The organism is Janthinobacterium salmonicoloratum (assembly GCF_051380845.1).
In the GTDB taxonomy this organism is placed as follows: Bacteria; Pseudomonadota; Gammaproteobacteria; order Burkholderiales; family Burkholderiaceae_D; genus Janthinobacterium; species Janthinobacterium lividum_F.
In genome coordinates this window covers 107,934-123,242 of sequence record NZ_JBNYXV010000002.1, presented here as the reverse complement: position 1 = coordinate 123,242, position 15,309 = coordinate 107,934, and the positions used below count along the sequence as shown (strand labels likewise).

Sequence of the window (15,309 nt, the reverse complement as noted above, 5' to 3'; positions counted from 1 at the left end):
GCGCTGCCCGCTGAACACTCATCCGGAAAAGAATGATTGATATAATGGCAAGTGCAGCCGTGGCTACGGATGCAAATCAGACAGAGCAAGAGCATCACGATTCCTTGCAGGCGCATTTCCAGCCCAATATTTCGGCCGACGAGATCGAGCAGGTTTTTCACTTGAAGCGGGCGCAGCCCCTGCTGCAGGTGTTTACAGCCCTGTTCCACGGCGGTTTCGATGGCGTGCTGGTGCGTCTGCTGGTGTTGCGCGAGCTGGCGTCCGATGCGGCCACGTCCGCCTATACGCGCGCCGATATCAATACGAAACTGGCGTATCTGTTACCGGAAAGCCTGGAAACGGTCTTGCTGCGCCTGCGCTCGAACCAGTTGCTGGCCTGGGATGCGCAGCAGGGCGTGTACCGCGTCACGCCGATGGCGCGCAATGTGCTGTCCGCCATCGACAGCTTGCTGGGCCTGGGCCAGACGGAAGACGAAGCGGAAATGGGTTTCCTGCTGTCGCAGGTGGCGGGCGCACAAGCCGTGGGCGGCGTGTCGGTCGAGCAATTGCAGCATTTGCTGGGCCGCCTGGTGGACTTGACGGAAGAATTCTCCGACGCCATCGCTTCCGGTTCCGAATTCCGTTTGCGCACGGCGCAAGCGAAGTGGAACATGGCGTGCGACTGGGTAGAGAAGGGTTCCGAGATTCTGGTGGCCATCACTTCCGATGAAAACGCGGACAGTGCCACGCACAAGGCGGCGCAGGCGATTGGCCGCGCGCAAAGCAAGTTACTCAACATGCAAGGCATGTTCTCGCGCGCCCTGAACCAGATCGAGCGCCAGCGCGTGCACCTGGGGCAGTCGGGCCTGTCGACCACCGACATCAAGCGCTGGCTCTTGCTGCATGACGACCTGGCCAGCCTGGCCGAGGGCGCCATCGACCAGCCTGTCGTACCCCTGTTCTCCACCCCGGCCGAAATGATCGACGTGGCCGAAACGGAACTGCTGTCCGAACGGGCGGCAGGCGTCATCAACACGGGCCTGCCCAGCGGAGAGGACGCGCCCACCACCATCAGCGACGGTCCCGCCATGCAGCTTGAACTCGATGACTTGCTCGAACGCCTGTCGAACTTCGCCAGCCTGGGCAATTTCCCCAGCATTGGCGAAGAGGGGCCGAAGAGCGTGCCGGTGCAGGATTCCCTGCTGCCGGCCAGCTTTGCCGTGGCCTCGTACCGCGCCTCGATGCTGCCGCTGCTGGGCGATGTGTCCGAAGCGAGCTTGCAGGGATCAACGGCCGAACTGGCCCGTTTGCCGATTACCTTTACACCGACCGACGAGATGGTCCAACTGACCGACCCCCACGTGGCGGCCATGTCGATCGCCTCGCTTTCACTGAATGTTTCACTTGATTTAGATAGCGGCACAGCCGATGAATGACGATTCCCAAATCCTGATTGCGCGCCTGCTCACGCATCAAACCCTGCGCCGCGACGACAAGCTCGTCAAGCGCGTGCTGTCCGACGAGCTGTTCCGCGCCGAAATCGATGCGCGCCTGCTGGCCTGCGGCTTGAAGCTGCTCGACAACGTGTACGCCGACCATGTCACCCTGGCCCTGACGCGCACCATCGAGCCGAAGATCTTCGGCGCGCGCGACGTCTGGCAAAACAACAATTTCGGCCTGGCGCGCGATGGCGTGGCCTTGCTGGTGGTGCTGTGGGCGCAGATCATCCTGCCCAAGCGCGAACGCCAGGAAACGCACCAGCACGCGGACGATGACCAGAACGATATGTTTGGCACGGAAAAGCCGCTGCCGCGCGCGGAAGACGCATCGATCGGCATTTCCTACAAGGCGCTGCTGTCCGACTTCGGCGACAAGCTGGGCAAGAAGACGCGCATGGACATGAATCTGGGCACCCTGGCCAAGCTGGGCTTCATCGAGCGGCGCGGCGATTTCATCCTGGAAGGCCCGCTGCTGGACCTGATGATGGACACGGACGTTTTGAAAGAGCGCATCATCAATGGCGCCCTGGCCGACGTGTTCAAGCGTGCGCCGGCGCGCCTGGTGGCCGTCGACCTCGATGCCGACCTGTCCGCCGACATCGGCGACCTGCCTGACGCGGGCGACGAGCCCGCGTCCGACCTCCCTCACTGAAAGCGCCCATGTTTCATATCAAATCACTTGAACTGGTGCACTGGGATTACTGGCAGCGCATCAAGAATATTCCGCTCGACGCGAAGATCATCACCATCGCGGGACAGAACGGTTCGGGCAAGACCACCTTGCTCGACGCCTTGCGCACCCTGTTCGGCCTCGACTGCTCGATGGGCCGCACGTATAAACACTATGCGCGCCACTCGGGCCAGCAGACAGCCTGGCTGCGCGCCGTGGTCGACAACAAGAACGTGGGCAAGCAGCTGTCGAACCGCCCATTCCGCAGTTCCGGCTTCTTCAGCGACGATGAAGTGACCCTGTTCTGCCAGATCCAGAAGAACGGCGGCGACTGGAAGCGCCAGTATCTGATGCGTCCGGGCAATGTGCAGATCGAGGACATCACGGATGCCAACGATTGGCTGGGCGTGGAAAACTACCGCAAGCGCCTGGCCAATGCGGGCCTGTCGCCCGCCATGTCGAAAGTGCTGGCGCTGGAGCAGGGCGAGACGGACAAATTGTGCGAATACGCACCGCGCCAGCTGCTCGACCTGGTGTTCCAGGTGTTTGGCGACAAGGAAGTGCTGGACGCCTATGACGAAGCCAAGCGCCACCAGCGCGATACGGAAGTGGAGCTGAAACGCTTCGAGACGGAACTCGAGGCGTCGAAAACCAACCTGGAAGGCTTGCGCCTGCGCGTGGCCAATTACCACCAGTGGGAAGGTCTGCACAAGGAACGCCGCAACCTGTTGGAAGAAGTACTGCCCAGCCTGCAGTACCACGAGGCACGCGAAAAGGCGGCCACGGCCAGCCGGCAATTGCGCGATGCGCGCAAACCGATGGCGCAGGCGGACCAGCAGCTGACGGACAAGCGCAATGCGCTGGCCGCGCAAGCGAAAGCCCTGTCCGACGCGCAGATGAACGAGACCTTGCTGGAGCAGGAATCCATTGGTCTGCAGAGTCGCCTATCGCTGATCAATGCCAAACTGAAACCGCTGGACAGCCTGCTGGAACAGAAGGACCGTTTGCACAAGCTGGCAGCCGACTCGGGCAGCGACATCGCCGAAGTGGCGGCCCAGCTGGAACAGAAGGAAGCGGAATTGCTGCGCCAACGCCAGCAGCGCGACGCCTTGTCCGCCCGCATCGCGGGTGAGCAGGCCACCATTGCCGCGCTGCAAGGCAAGACGGCCATGCCGGAGCCGGACAATGTGCGCGGCATGCGCCGCGCGCTGCGCGATGCGGGGATCAGCCACGCGATGCTGTCGGACATCGTCGAAGTGACGGACAGCCGCTGGCAGGGCGCCGTCGAAGGCGTGCTGGGCGGTTACGCTTCGGTCGTCCTGCTGGACAAGGCCAAGGATGCGTCGGCCGCCTACCGTTTGGCGGAAAAGGAACGCTACCGCCACTTTATCGTGCCCGACCTGGTCACGGCGCCAGTGGCGAAAGACGAGAGCTTGCTGGCGGTGGTGAAATTTTCTGCGCCTGTGCCAAGCTGGCTGATCGAGCAATTGTCGCGCATTGCGCGGGTCGATTCCGTCGAAGCGGGCTTCAAGCTGGGCAACCACGAAGAGTGGATCACGCCCGAGGCGTACCACCGCGAACGCCGCGGCGGACGCTCCCTGTTCGTGGAAGCCTCGCGCTACCGCTTCGGCCAGGCTGGCCGCAGCGGCCGCCTGGAAGCGCTGTTGCGCTCGCTGCCGGGCCTGGAAGGGCAGGAAGACACGCTCACCCTGGCGATCTCGAAACTGGCGGCCGAAGTGGGCGCCTTAAAAGCGCGCATCGCCGGCGTTGACGCGGCCAAGGAACTCAGTGCGCGCCAGGAAGAATTCGCCGAAGCGCTGCGCAACTCGAAGCCGCTCAAGGAAGAGCGCCTGGAAGTGGGTGGGCGTCTGGGCGAGCTGCAAAATCTCACCAAGAACGCCACCGTGGCGCGTACGCGTGCCGATACGGTGTGGCAAAACGCGCGCCTGGCTTTGTCGGAAGCGGAAGCCGGTTCGCGCCTGGGCTACAAGAAACAGATTGAACAGCGCGCCGAGCACGCACGCGCCTTGCTGGCCTTGCGCCATGCGTGGCGCCATCTGCCGAAAAGCTGGCGCAGGCCGGGTCGACGCGCGGCGCTTGTCGCCGAGCATCAGAATGCGCACCAGGTCGACTTGCGCGTGGCCAGCCTGCAAAACAGCCTGGCGCGCGACGACTGGGAACTCGACGCCACCGTCATCGACCAGCATCACCGCCTGTCGGACCAGCTGCATGGCCGCCAGTCGGAAACGGACGAGCGCCGCTACCAGAACAACCGCGCCATCGAAGCGACGGGCAATGCCCGTGGCGCCTACATGGAACGCTTGCGCTACACCATCAAGACTTACAGCAAGAACATCAAGGAGCTGGGCGAGCTGGCCGGCATCGAAGTGCACGCCGATCCCGTGCGCCTGGAAAACGACGATGTGCAGCTGTCGCAGGCGGGCTTGCACGTGCGCTTCAAGTTCGACGGCAAGGGCGTCATCGGCATGAACGATGGCGAAGCGTCGGGCGGCCAGCAGGTCATGAAGTCGCTGGTGCTGCTGATCGGCTTGCTGAAATCGGAAGACGGTTCCGGCGGCTTCGTTTTCATCGACGAACCGTTTGCCCACCTCGACATCCGCAACATCCAGTTGGTCGGCGAGTTCCTGAAAAATACGGAAGCGCAATACCTGATGACGACGCCGTTGACGCACAACACGGATGTCTACGATCCATCGGAGCTGACTTTGATCACCAGCAAGAAGAAAAAGGATACCCAATGGGCGCAACCGATTTTCGTGCTGCAGCGCCGGGTCGATCCCGTTTCGGGCAAGGTGGCGTGATGCGCGTACGCACCTTGCTGGCAGTTGCCGCGCTGGCGCTGGCGTGTTCGGCGCCGGCCGTGGCCAACGATGGCATCGGTTCCGTGAGCACGGGCGGCATCCTGTTCGGCAAGACGGATGCCGTGGCCATGAAAAAGGAAGTGCTCAGCGTGAGCGCGGAATTGATCAAGGTCGAGTACGAGTTCCTCAACGAGTCGAAAACGGATGTGGAAGAGACGATCTTCTTCCCCTTGCCGGAATACGCGGCCGGCTACCACGGCTCGCCCACGTATTATGGCCAGCCGCAGCAGTTTACTGTCGACGTGGATGGCAAGCGCAAGGACTATAAAACCACCTTCGTCGCCAAGCTTGACGCCGAAGACGTGACGGCCCGCTTGCGCCAGCTGGGCTTGTCCGATGCGCAAATTGCGTATTTTCCCTCGCACACGCCATTCGACAAGAAAGTGGCGCCGTTGACGGCCGCGCAGAGCAAGATCATGATCAAGGAGGGCTTGCTGGCCCAGTTGTACGACGAGGAATGGGTGCCGGCCTGGACCGTGAAAGTCATCTACCTGTGGCAGCAAAAATTCCCTGCCGGCAAAGTCGTGCGCGTGCGCCATCAATATGCGCCGTTCGTCGCGGCCGGTCCGGGCGCGTCCTACCTGGGCGAAGGCAATACATTTGAAAAGAAATACTGCGGCGACAAGGCCTTCTACAAGACGTGGAACCGCCTGGCGGCCCAGCAGGGCGAAAGCGGCTTCGTCAATGCCGTGTGGGTGTCGTACATTTTGACGACGGGTAACACCTGGAAGAATGGCATCGAAGACTTCACCTTGAACCTGATCAAGGGCAAGTCGGACGAGCTGGTCAGCCTGTGCTTCCCCGGCACGTTTACCAAAATCAACCCCACCACCTTGCAAGTCAAGCTGCGCAACTTCCATCCGAAGCAAGACCTGGACGTGTACTTCGGCAATGTCGAAGGCACGGTTAGCCACGACGGCGTGGCGCCGCAGATCCGGCCATAGCTGCATGAGTACGCAGGAAGCACTGGCCGCGCGCCTGCGCGCGATCGCCAGCGCCACGCCGTGGTGCATGCAGGCCCTGCACGCCGTGGCGCAGCTGGGTCTGTCTGACTGCTGCATCGGCGCCGGCGCCGTGCGCATCCTCGTGTGGGACGCCTTGCACGGTTACGCGCAACCATCGGCGCTGGGCGACGTCGATGTGGCGTATTTCGATGCGCACAACTTGCAACCCGGGCGCGAGGTGGAACTGCGCCAGCGCCTGGCAACTTTGCTGCCCGGCGTGCCGTGGGACGTATGCAACCAGGCCCGGGTACACCTGTGGTTCGAAGATGAGTTCGGCTACGCCGTGCCGCCCTTGTTGTCGCTCAATGACGCCATCGCTTCCTGGCCCGAGTTTGCCACGGCCGTCGGCATCTATCTGCAGCCGGATGGCGAGATTGGCATCGTCGCACCGCATGGCCTCGATGACTTGTTCGACATGGTAGTGCGGCGCAACCCGGCGCGTATCAGCCTGGACGGCTATGCGCAGCGCCTGGCCAGCAAGGACTATGCGGCACGCTGGCCGCGCGTCACCATCATTGCCTAGGCAAGTGATGGTGTAAAACACAATTAAATGCACTGTGGATACAGATTGTTATAATTGCCAATTATCCAATAGTGTTCTTCTGATCCAATGTCCCTGTCGATTTCCATGCCGTTGCGCCGCCTCGGCCGCCTGTTCTGCCTTTCCTCCGCCCTCGTGGCGCCCGCCGCCTGGGCCGATAGTTATACCGATTTCCAGCAAGCCAGCGACCAGCTGGAAGCGCTGATGGCCAAGGCGACGCCACAAAGCGGCTTGCCGCGCCTGCGCGACCCTGTCGTGGCGCAGCTGTTTGCCCACATCGCCGACGGCCCGCGCCTGTTCCAGACGCCCGTTGCTGCGCTGCAAGACGTGAACCAGAGCGTGGCCGTCTGCGAAAAGGCCATGCGTTTGGGAAAAACATACTATACGTTTGGCCTCGCATGGCCCTTGCCGCTGTCCAGCGCGCAGCTGCAGCAGGCGCGCAAGGAACAAGTGACGCAGAACCTGGCCAATTATGGCGATGAAATGAGCACGTTGTTTGCTTTCAGCATGCATTGCCATGGCCATTTGATTGGGCTGATGGAGCAGGAATTCAGTGCCCAGCCGGCGTCCGCAGTGAGCGGGTCAGAGCGTCTGCGCGCACGCGCGTTCAGCAAGAATACGGGCGTTGTTTACACTGGCGTGGTGCAGTTCGCGCAAGTGCCGTTCTGGAACGTGGCGCAAAAGAAACGGATGCTGGAAGCGGCCGCGCAGCACGCCACGGCGAATGCCAATCTGATGGCGCCGCCCTTGCGCGAGCGTCTGCTGACTAGCATGGCTGATGCGGACAAGGACCTCGATCCCGCCCTGGCGCCGGCGCTGGCGACGATACGTCAGGCGCTGGCGGTGACGAGCTGTGAAGGCCTGTGCCAGTACTACTGACGGGATGACTTACTCGGGCGCCTGCAGTGGCTTGTTGCGCTGGCGCCAGCGCACCAGGCCCCACGCATACACGGCGTAGTAGCCGATGACGAGGCCGTAGGCAGCCATGGTCAGCGGGCTCTGGCCGAATGGCGGCGGCGGCACGGGCACGTCCAGGCGCGTGTTCAGGTAGATTTCCATGCCGCGGTACAGCAATCGGGCGATGAACAGCATCGTGATGGCCAGGCCCAGATAGCGGTGCTGGGTAAAGAAGAAATCCTTGCCGACCTGTTCGAAGCGTGTCAGTTTCAAGCCCAGCACGCCCAGCCAGCCACCGGCCAGCGCAGCTGCGCCCAGGCTGGACAGGGGCAGGATGTCGAATTTCGTCGTCGTTGCCAGGAACAGCAGCAGCACGGGTAAGGCGATCGCCACGGTCCAGTGCCGCCACAGCTGCGATTTCTGGCGCGCCACCAGTTTCTTCAGGCGCGAATAAATGCGCCAGACCAGCAGCGGGACCAGGAACAGCAGGGCGAGGGTGGTGGTTTCCATGTATGCAATCGGGTACGGGTAAAACAGCGATTGTAAGCCAGATGGGGACGGGCGGCGATGCTTGTCAAACGGTAAAAGTTGCATATTGACATTTGCATGGCATGCAAGCACTATGCCTTGTCACGCCATGCCGCCGGTCGCGGATGTCCGGCCGGCAGGCAAATGTAGACAGGCGGCGGGCATCTCGTGGTATGGTCTTCCTTTGTCTGCACGGAGGTCAGCCATGTCAGTCATCCATGCCCACCGCGCGCCCGACCCGGCGCCTGTCGATGAACCCATGCCGGCGCCGGAGCCGCAAGAAGCGCCCGGGCACCACCCGGGGCCCGAGCATCCGGTACCGCAGGACGATCCCGTGCCGCACCCGCATCCCAGTTAATCTCGTCAAGAAAGGCTGTTTTAGATGGCAATTGTCAAGGAAGTCTACACACGCAAAGTCAGCGGAGAATCGTTCGACTATGAACTCGATTACACCCAGGGCACGGACGTGGCCTGGATTGCGCGCGTGTACCACGACGGCGTGCTGAAAGGCTCGCCGCACGGCGCGCTGACGGCCAACGTGCTGTCCGGCCCCGCGCTGGAACAATATTTGCGCGCATATGTCGAAGGCATGATCGAGCGGGGCCTCGACGTGGCTGAGTAAGATTGCCTTTGAGGCAGAGCAAAGAAAAGGGCGCCGAGGCGCCCTTTGTGTTTTGTTGCATTCTAAAACCAACGTCCAAAAAAAACCGTAGCGAGCGGCAGTGAGTTGTGGCAGAGAAGCGCAGCTGTGCTTTAGCACAGTGAGCATCGCAGGCCGCAAATCACGACGCGCAGTAGGTTTTGACGGCGTTGGGTCAATCAAACGCCCAGGTGTACAACACGTCCAGGGCATTGTTCGTGCCCGTCTGGAATTGCAGGGTGATGCGGCGGTTCAGCTTGTAGCGCAGCTTGACCAGGCTCGTCGCCGTGCTCGTGCCTTGCTCGAACGTCAGGTAGGCGCGCGAGGACAGGCGCTTGCCGACGGTGACGACCGTGCTTTCCAGTCCTTGCGCCTGCGACAGTCCCACTTCATCGAGTCCCAGCGAACTGGCCAGCTTGCCTTGCAAGCCGCCGCCGGAGCCGCCGAAGAGGGCGCCGGCCGCCGTTGTCAAGAGGGCCATTTCATCGCCGGCCGCCGTTTCCGCGCCGTGGCCCAGGATCAGCCAGGCCAGCTTGTCGCTGTCCGACACGCTCGGCGTGGACACCAGCTTGGCTGTCGGCGCCTGCGCCGTGCCGCGCACTTCCACGCCCGCTTCCACGTTCGTTTCCGACAAGGCTTCGCCTTCGGGACGCTTGCGCACGGCCAGGATGTTCAGGGACGGGTTGTCGTAGGCGCCCGTGAAGGCGATCAGGCCCCGCTCGATCGACAGCTTCTGCCCATATGCCGCATACAAGCCGTTGACGACCCTGATACTGCCCGTCACGCGCGGCGCGGCGCGGTTGATGACTCTAGCGCGCACATTGCCCGCCAGGTCCGCATCGATGCCCATGCCGCGCAGGTGGAAGGCATTGCCCAGGTCGAACTCGAGGTCGATATTCAAGGGCAAGGAGGGCGCCTCCTTGCTGCCCTTGACTTCCTTGCCCAGCACCACCACGTCGCTGCTTTGCGTCGGGGTATCCTGCGGCGCCAGCTCGATCAGCGCGCGGTTGGCCTTGAACTTGCCCTCGAAGCTGAAACGCTTGTCGTTGCGCACCAGGGTGCTGTTGCCCGACAGGATCAAGGTGCGGTCTGGACGCGACAGCGCCTGCAGGCGGTCGGCCAGCAGTTTCAGTTCCAGGCTCGCCTCACCATTCGCAAAGCGTACCCAGCCATCTGCCTGCACCTTGCCGTCGCCGCCGTCAAAGCTCAGGCGCTGCAATTGCAATTGATCGCCGGCCAGCTTGGCTTGCAGCACGCCATTGCGCAACTTCAAGCCCTGGTCGGCCCAGTTCACCAGCAGCTTGCTGCCATTGATGTCGCCATTCAATTGCGGCGCGCCGATGGTGCCGCTGCCGGCCAGCGCGATTTTCAGGGCGCCGCCCAGCTCCAGGCCTGGCTGGCCCGTCAGCGGCGCCAGCCAGGCCAGCGAATCGACGTTGGTGGTGGCCGTCAGCGAGAGGGCGCTGTCGTTGCTGATGCGTCCGCCCAACATTTGCACGGTGGCATTGATGTCGCTCTGGCCCGCACGCGCGCCATCGAGTTTTACGGCCAGGCGCAGCTGCTGGTTGGCCACGTCGATGCGCGCATCGAGGGTGCGCAAGCCCAGTGCCAGCGGCTGTTCCACGCCCACCGTCACGTCGCCTTTTTCGCGGTAGATGTGCAGCATGCCGGCCAAAGAGGGGGCTTTGGGATCCTTCTGTTGCGCCGTCGGCACCTGCATGTCGAGCGACCATTGCGCGCCCAGGGTCAGGTCGCTGCGCGCATTGGCTTGCAGCGACGGGATCACTTGCGCCAGGTAGGTCAGCGCCACGCCGGCCGCCTGGCCGGAACTGGTCCAGCGGGGGCCGTTCTTGACCAGGCTTTGCATGGTGATGCTGCCTGCTGGCAATTTGATGGCCGTGTTACCCACGCTGATCTGTTCCGGCTGGCCGAGGCCCGCCACGCCGCTGCCGGCCGGGCCCGCCACTTTCACGGGCACGGGCGCCTGCAGCACCAGTGCATAGCGGCCCTTGTTTTGCAGGCTGTCGATCGTGCCTGTCCAGCTGGCGCCGCTCTGGTTGCCGCGGATTTGCACGGTGGCGTCGAAATCGTCATTGCGCGCCGCCAGATTCACCGTATGGCTGCCGCGCGTGCCCGTCGTGGCCAGGCGGGCGCTGCCCAGCTTGAAGGTGGGCGTGCTGTAGCCCGTGATGTCCAGGCTGCTGACCATGGGGTCGAGCGCGCCCTGGCCGGCGCCCACGCTGGCGCTGCCCTTGATGGACTTCAGTTGCTGGTCGCCAAAGAAGGTCAGGTCACGGCCGTCGAGCGTCAGTTGCGCGGCGGGCGCGTCCATCTTGCCGCTGACGGAGCCGGCTGCCTGCAGCACGCCGGCAAAGCGGGGACCCAGGGTCGACAGTTGCGGCGCGTCGAGTTTCCACGTCAGCTTGTCGGTGGCGCCGCCCAGCGCGCCCTTGGCCAGCAGGCTGTTCGGCCCCAGGCGCAGTTCCGCATCGACGCTGTCGACCCGTTTCGCGTTGGCCGACAGCTTGGCGTAGCCGGCCAGCGGGGCGTTTTGCAAGGTCGATTCGCGCAAGCCCAGGTTGAGAGCCACTTGCCAGTCGCTGGTCAGGCGGCCGCTGCCGTTGAAGTCTGCATTCACGTTGCCGTTGGGTAGTGATGCGCCAAACGCGGCCGGGTTGATCTTTTGCAAGGAACCCGTCATTTTCAATTCCGCTTCCTTCTTCGGCCCCGTCAAGCCCACGTCGCCGCTGGCGTGGATGGCGCTGTCCGGCGCGGGACGCTTGCCGCTGGTGAGGCCCAATCCTTTTGCATCGGCAATAAAGCTCGTGCGCGGCTGCTGCAGGGTGCCCTGCACCACGCCGCTGGCTTGCACGGCGCCCAGCAAGTCGCCCTGCAGGGCGGAGAGCTGGCGCGCATCGACGTTCCAGTTGAGTTTTTCGCCGGCGCCGCCAAAGTTGCCCTTGGCCGTGAGATTGTTCTTGCCCAACGTCAACTGCACGTCGATGCCGTTGAAATGGGCCGCATCGGCCGTCAGCTTGCCCTTGCCGGACAGGGGCTGGTCGAGCAGCTTGCTTGGGCGCACGGTGAAGTCCGCATTCGCCAGCCATGTCGGCGCCACATGACCGTTGGCGCGCACGTCGAGGTTCAGGTCGGCCACGGGGAAGGCGCCGAAGTCGGCCGGGTTCAAGCGGCTGGTGCTGGCCACGGCCTTGAAAGGCTGCTCGTCTTTCAGGCTGATCTGGCCCGTCGCGTTGACGCTGCTTTTACCTGCTTGCAAGGTTGCCTTGCGCAGTTGCACGAGCGAGTCGGCCAGGGTGGCTTCCACGTCCAGGCGCAGCTTGGCTTCGCCCAGCTTGGCGCGCAGGGTTTGCGTCTTGCCGTCGCTGTCGAGCACGATGTCGCCGACGATCTTCGTGCTGTTGATGCTGCTGTACATGTGCTGCAAGTCGATCTTGTCCGTGTGCAAGGTCAGCTGCGCATTGCCGATGGGAGCGTCGGCCGCGTCGCGGTTGAGCTTGCCGCTACCCGTGAACTTGCCCGCGTTGCCGAAGTCGATGATGGCCGACTCTAAAGTCGTGGCCGTCAGGGTGCCGCCCAGGCGCGCTTCGAACTGGCGCAGCGGCAGCTTTTGCTGGTCGATGGGGCCGGGCGTGGCGTGGTTGAGGATGGCCAGCTTGCCCGATACGGTCTGCGCCGTGGGACGCGTGTCGATGGCGGCGTCGAGTTCCAGGCTCAGGTCCGCCTGCGGCAAGGTGGCGTCAAACTTGCCCGGATTGATGTTGCGGCCACGGATGCTGGCCGAGCGCAGGATGATGACGGGGTCGAACGGCGCCAGCGCCAACTGGGCGTCGGCCGTGGCCGCGCCCGCGTTACCCTTGGCCGTTACATTCAGCACATTCAGGTCGCCGCCCAGTTGCAGCGCAAGGGAGGCAGGTTTTTCACCAGCGGCGGCATTGAGCTGCGTCAAGCCGGCCTTGCCTGACAGTTTGAACGGTTGCGTGGCGGCAATCGTCGCGCTGGCCGTGGCCTTGCCGAACGGCGTCAAGGCCGAAGCGTCTTCCAGCTGCCATTGCGTCTGGTCGCCCGACAAGGTGAAATGGATCTTTTCAAATACCGTGTTGCCGCCCGCGCTCACCAAGGTCACCTTGTCCAGGCGCGCGTCGCTGATGCCGATCTTGAACGGTGAAGCCAGGCTGGCCGGCATCGTTGATGGTTCCTCGGAGGGCGCCGTGCTTTCCACGGACAGGCTGGCCACGTGCAGTTCGCTGATCGCGATGCCTTCCGAGAAGAATTGGAACGGCGACCAGTTGATGTCGATGTTGTCGGCCGTGATGTGCTGCGTCTTGCTGCGGTAGCTGACGTGGCCCAGGTGCATTCGGTTGTACAGCGAGCCGGACACGCCCGTGACGGCGATCTCGCCGCCGCTGGCGCTGGCCACTTTTTGCACCAGCATCTGCAAGGTCGATTCGCGGCCCAGGAACCAGAAGGCGCCGCCCAGCAGCACGGCCAGGCTGGCGACGGCGATCAGGAGGTAGCGCAACCAGCGGCGCGGTTTTTTTGCCGGCGGTGGAGGGACGGCGTCGGGCGCCTCGGTAATCATGTCGGACATCAGAAAGTGAATCCCAGAGAGAAGTGCAAACGGTAGGCGTGGACGGCGTGGCCATACGCCACGTCGACATTGATGGGACCGACGGGGCTCTTGTAGCGCCCGCCCAGGCCATAGCCCGATTTCGGCGTCAGCGCCTTGACGGTATCGGCCGCGTTACCGGCGTCATAGAAGGCGGCGATGGCCCACTTCGGCTTGAACCAGTACTGGTATTCGGCGCTGGCGGTGGCCATGTAGCGCCCGCCGACGGTGGCGTCGCCCTCTTTGACGCCCAGTTCCTGGTAGGCATAGCCGCGCACCGACTGGTCGCCGCCTGCGCGGAACAGGTAGACGGCTGGCACGCCGCGTTTTTCCTTCGAACCCAGTGCGCCCATTTCGCCGCGCACGATCAGCTCGCCTTTTTCACCGAGCGGACGGTAATACACGGCCTTGCCGGCCACGCGCACGAAGCGCTCGTCCGTCAGCACGGGCAGCAGGGCGCCGCCCACCTGGGCGTTGATGACATAGCCCTTGGTGGGAAACAGCAGGCTGTCGAGGCTGCGCTTGGTGATGGCATAGGTCAGCGGCAAGCTCTTGCTGCGCGTCTGTTCCAGGCCGACGACGGTCTTGTCTTCGCTGAGGAACTCGAACGTCAGGCTGCGCTCGAGGTTGGTGCCGCCCCAGTTGCGCTTGGCCGAAATGGTGGTGACGGCCGTGATTTCATTGGAAATGTCGCTGCGCTCGAACGAGGCGCCCGCGCTGTCGTTGTAGCCGCGCTCGGTCGTTGGAAAGTAAAAATTGGCGTGCGCCGCCTGTTTCTTCGTTTCCATGGTGATCGCGCTCTTGAAGCGCGTGCCCCATACATTCAGGTTGTCATAGTTGAGCTGCGCGCGATTCCCCGTATTCGTACTGAAACCGAGACCGGCGCTGACGTTCTGCTGCTTGTTTTCCGTCACGCGCACGACCAGCGGCAGCAGCGGCGCGGGGCCGCGGTTGACGGGCTTGGCTTCGGGCGCGGCGCCGGCGGCATCGGCTTGCTGGCTTTCCTGGCCCGCCTCGATCTGCTCGCTGAGGATGCTGCTCATGTCGGCGCTCACCTCCACGCTGGCAAAATAGCCCGTGTCCTGCAGGCGCGCCTGGAACGATTGCAGCGCCGATTCGCTGTAGTATTCGCCCGGGCGTATCTTGTCGAGGTTGCGGATGATGCTGGCATCGTAGCGTTTCAGGCCTTCGATGCGCAGTTCGCCAAAGCGCAGCTCGGGCCCGCTGTCGAGCACCACCAGCAAGGAGACCTTGTGCGTTTCCGGATCGACCACGGCTTGCGTATCGACCAGCTGGGCGCGCGGGTAGCGCGTCTGCACCACTTCGCGCAGCAGGGCGCGCTTGGCCGATTCCCAGTCGGACTGGCGAAACACGCTGCCCGTCTTCAGGGACCAGCTGCGCTTCAGGGCTTCCGTATCGTAGGGTTCGCTGGCGGACAGCGGCGGCGTGGGGTCGAAGCCGCGCAATTCCAGCTCGACCTTGTCGATGGTGACCGGCTGGCCCGGATCGAGGTCGACGATGACGACGGGTTTGGCGCCCGTCGTATCGACGCGCACCGTGACGACGGGCGTGTAATAGCCGGCCGTGGCGACGAGGTTTTTGGCTTGCTCGGGCGTATCGCGCACGAGGCGCTGCAATTGCTCGCGATCCATGCGCGGGTTGCCGCGGAAGCGTTCCAGGTCCAGGTTTTTTTCGAGCAACTCATCAAGGTCGCCGGGCGCGTTGACCTTGACCTCGTACTGCAACGGGGCGGGCGCCGCTTCCCTGCTGACGGGGCTGTCTGCAGCGGCGTCTTGCGGGAGCTCTTGTGTGCGCTCTTGCGTCGCTTCCTGCGCGCTGGCCTGGGCGATCGGGCATATCAAGATGACACTGCCAGCGGCCGCCAGTGTCAGTTGACCCATTACTTTTGTCACTACTTGTGCCAAAATTCGTGGTCGTATCGCCTTGCCGGCAGCCGTATGCCGTATGGGTCGTGCAGAAAACATGGTGCTCCAGATGAGTAAATGCTGACTGCATGTTACCGGAATAGGTAAACTGATGGC

General features: G+C 63.3%; 11 protein-coding genes. 8 read left to right on the top strand and 3 right to left on the bottom strand.

What is annotated here, in order from left to right; all coding sequences use genetic code 11:
• Nucleotides 1-32: 32 nt before the first annotated feature.
• The 6 genes from ACQ4WY_RS13675 (at nucleotide 33) to ACQ4WY_RS13650 (ending at nucleotide 7,454) form a co-directional block, all read left to right on the top strand.
• Nucleotides 33-1,415 (top strand): hypothetical protein, encoded by a 1,383-nt coding sequence (locus tag ACQ4WY_RS13675; protein WP_034784354.1) that lies wholly within the window; start codon nucleotides 33-35, stop codon nucleotides 1,413-1,415.
• The gene (locus tag ACQ4WY_RS13670) at nucleotides 1,408-2,130 is read left to right on the top strand and encodes a hypothetical protein (RefSeq protein ID WP_436504594.1); all 723 of its coding nucleotides are present in this window, start codon (nucleotides 1,408-1,410) and stop codon (nucleotides 2,128-2,130) included. The genes ACQ4WY_RS13675 and ACQ4WY_RS13670 overlap by 8 nt, the downstream gene beginning before the upstream one ends.
• 8 nt (nucleotides 2,131-2,138) lie before the next feature.
• Entirely contained in the window at nucleotides 2,139-4,970 is a 2,832-nt protein-coding gene (locus ACQ4WY_RS13665) for an ATP-binding protein (RefSeq protein ID WP_436504593.1), read from the top strand.
• On the top strand, nucleotides 4,970-5,974 hold the full coding sequence (locus ACQ4WY_RS13660) for a DUF4424 family protein (RefSeq protein ID WP_436504592.1): 1,005 nt from the start codon (nucleotides 4,970-4,972) through the stop codon (nucleotides 5,972-5,974). The genes ACQ4WY_RS13665 and ACQ4WY_RS13660 overlap by 1 nt, the downstream gene beginning before the upstream one ends.
• 4 nt (nucleotides 5,975-5,978) lie before the next feature.
• Complete coding sequence (locus ACQ4WY_RS13655; protein WP_436504591.1) at nucleotides 5,979-6,557, top strand: nucleotidyltransferase family protein; 579 nt, start codon at nucleotides 5,979-5,981, stop codon at nucleotides 6,555-6,557.
• 105 nt (nucleotides 6,558-6,662) lie between these two features.
• On the top strand, nucleotides 6,663-7,454 hold the full coding sequence (locus ACQ4WY_RS13650) for a hypothetical protein (protein WP_436504590.1): 792 nt from the start codon (nucleotides 6,663-6,665) through the stop codon (nucleotides 7,452-7,454).
• 9 nt (nucleotides 7,455-7,463) lie between these two features.
• Here the strand turns inward: ACQ4WY_RS13650 and ACQ4WY_RS13645 are convergent, their stop codons facing one another.
• Nucleotides 7,464-7,982, bottom strand: a complete 519-nt coding sequence (locus tag ACQ4WY_RS13645; protein WP_436504589.1) for a CcdC protein domain-containing protein — start codon at nucleotides 7,980-7,982, stop codon at nucleotides 7,464-7,466.
• 223 nt (nucleotides 7,983-8,205) lie between these two features.
• Here ACQ4WY_RS13645 and ACQ4WY_RS13640 point away from each other — a divergent pair, with 223 nt between their 5' ends.
• Both ACQ4WY_RS13640 and ACQ4WY_RS13635 read left to right on the top strand, forming a co-directional pair.
• Complete coding sequence (locus ACQ4WY_RS13640; protein ID WP_353659045.1) at nucleotides 8,206-8,358, top strand: hypothetical protein; 153 nt, start codon at nucleotides 8,206-8,208, stop codon at nucleotides 8,356-8,358.
• Nucleotides 8,359-8,382: 24 nt separating this feature from the next.
• Nucleotides 8,383-8,622 carry a hypothetical protein gene (locus ACQ4WY_RS13635; RefSeq protein WP_099378551.1) on the top strand — a complete coding sequence of 80 codons (240 nt, stop codon included), beginning with the start codon at nucleotides 8,383-8,385 and terminating at the stop codon, nucleotides 8,620-8,622.
• Between the two features lie 193 nt (nucleotides 8,623-8,815).
• Here the strand turns inward: ACQ4WY_RS13635 and ACQ4WY_RS13630 are convergent, their stop codons facing one another.
• Both ACQ4WY_RS13630 and ACQ4WY_RS13625 read right to left on the bottom strand, forming a co-directional pair.
• Nucleotides 8,816-13,249 (bottom strand): translocation/assembly module TamB domain-containing protein, encoded by a 4,434-nt coding sequence (locus ACQ4WY_RS13630; protein ID WP_436504588.1) that lies wholly within the window; start codon nucleotides 13,247-13,249, stop codon nucleotides 8,816-8,818.
• Complete coding sequence (locus ACQ4WY_RS13625) at nucleotides 13,249-15,168, bottom strand: autotransporter assembly complex protein TamA (protein ID WP_436504587.1); 1,920 nt, start codon at nucleotides 15,166-15,168, stop codon at nucleotides 13,249-13,251. Before ACQ4WY_RS13625 ends, ACQ4WY_RS13630 begins: the two co-directional genes overlap by 1 nt.
• Between the last annotated feature and the right edge of the window lie 141 nt (nucleotides 15,169-15,309).

Bases quoted from the DNA above. Each gene is read 5' to 3' on its own strand.
- ACQ4WY_RS13675 (WP_034784354.1), top strand. From the start codon at position 33: ATGATTGATATAATGGCAAGTGCAGCCGTGGCTACGGATGCAAATCAG.
- ACQ4WY_RS13670 (WP_436504594.1), top strand. From the start codon at position 1,408: ATGAATGACGATTCCCAAATCCTGATTGCGCGCCTGCTCACGCATCAA.
- ACQ4WY_RS13665 (WP_436504593.1), top strand. From the start codon at position 2,139: ATGTTTCATATCAAATCACTTGAACTGGTGCACTGGGATTACTGGCAG.
- ACQ4WY_RS13660 (WP_436504592.1), top strand. From the start codon at position 4,970: ATGCGCGTACGCACCTTGCTGGCAGTTGCCGCGCTGGCGCTGGCGTGT.
- ACQ4WY_RS13655 (WP_436504591.1), top strand. From the start codon at position 5,979: ATGAGTACGCAGGAAGCACTGGCCGCGCGCCTGCGCGCGATCGCCAGC.
- ACQ4WY_RS13650 (WP_436504590.1), top strand. From the start codon at position 6,663: ATGCCGTTGCGCCGCCTCGGCCGCCTGTTCTGCCTTTCCTCCGCCCTC.
- ACQ4WY_RS13645 (WP_436504589.1), bottom strand. From the start codon at position 7,982: ATGGAAACCACCACCCTCGCCCTGCTGTTCCTGGTCCCGCTGCTGGTC.
- ACQ4WY_RS13640 (WP_353659045.1), top strand. From the start codon at position 8,206: ATGTCAGTCATCCATGCCCACCGCGCGCCCGACCCGGCGCCTGTCGAT.
- ACQ4WY_RS13635 (WP_099378551.1), top strand. From the start codon at position 8,383: ATGGCAATTGTCAAGGAAGTCTACACACGCAAAGTCAGCGGAGAATCG.
- ACQ4WY_RS13630 (WP_436504588.1), bottom strand. From the start codon at position 13,249: ATGTCCGACATGATTACCGAGGCGCCCGACGCCGTCCCTCCACCGCCG.
- ACQ4WY_RS13625 (WP_436504587.1), bottom strand. From the start codon at position 15,168: ATGGGTCAACTGACACTGGCGGCCGCTGGCAGTGTCATCTTGATATGC.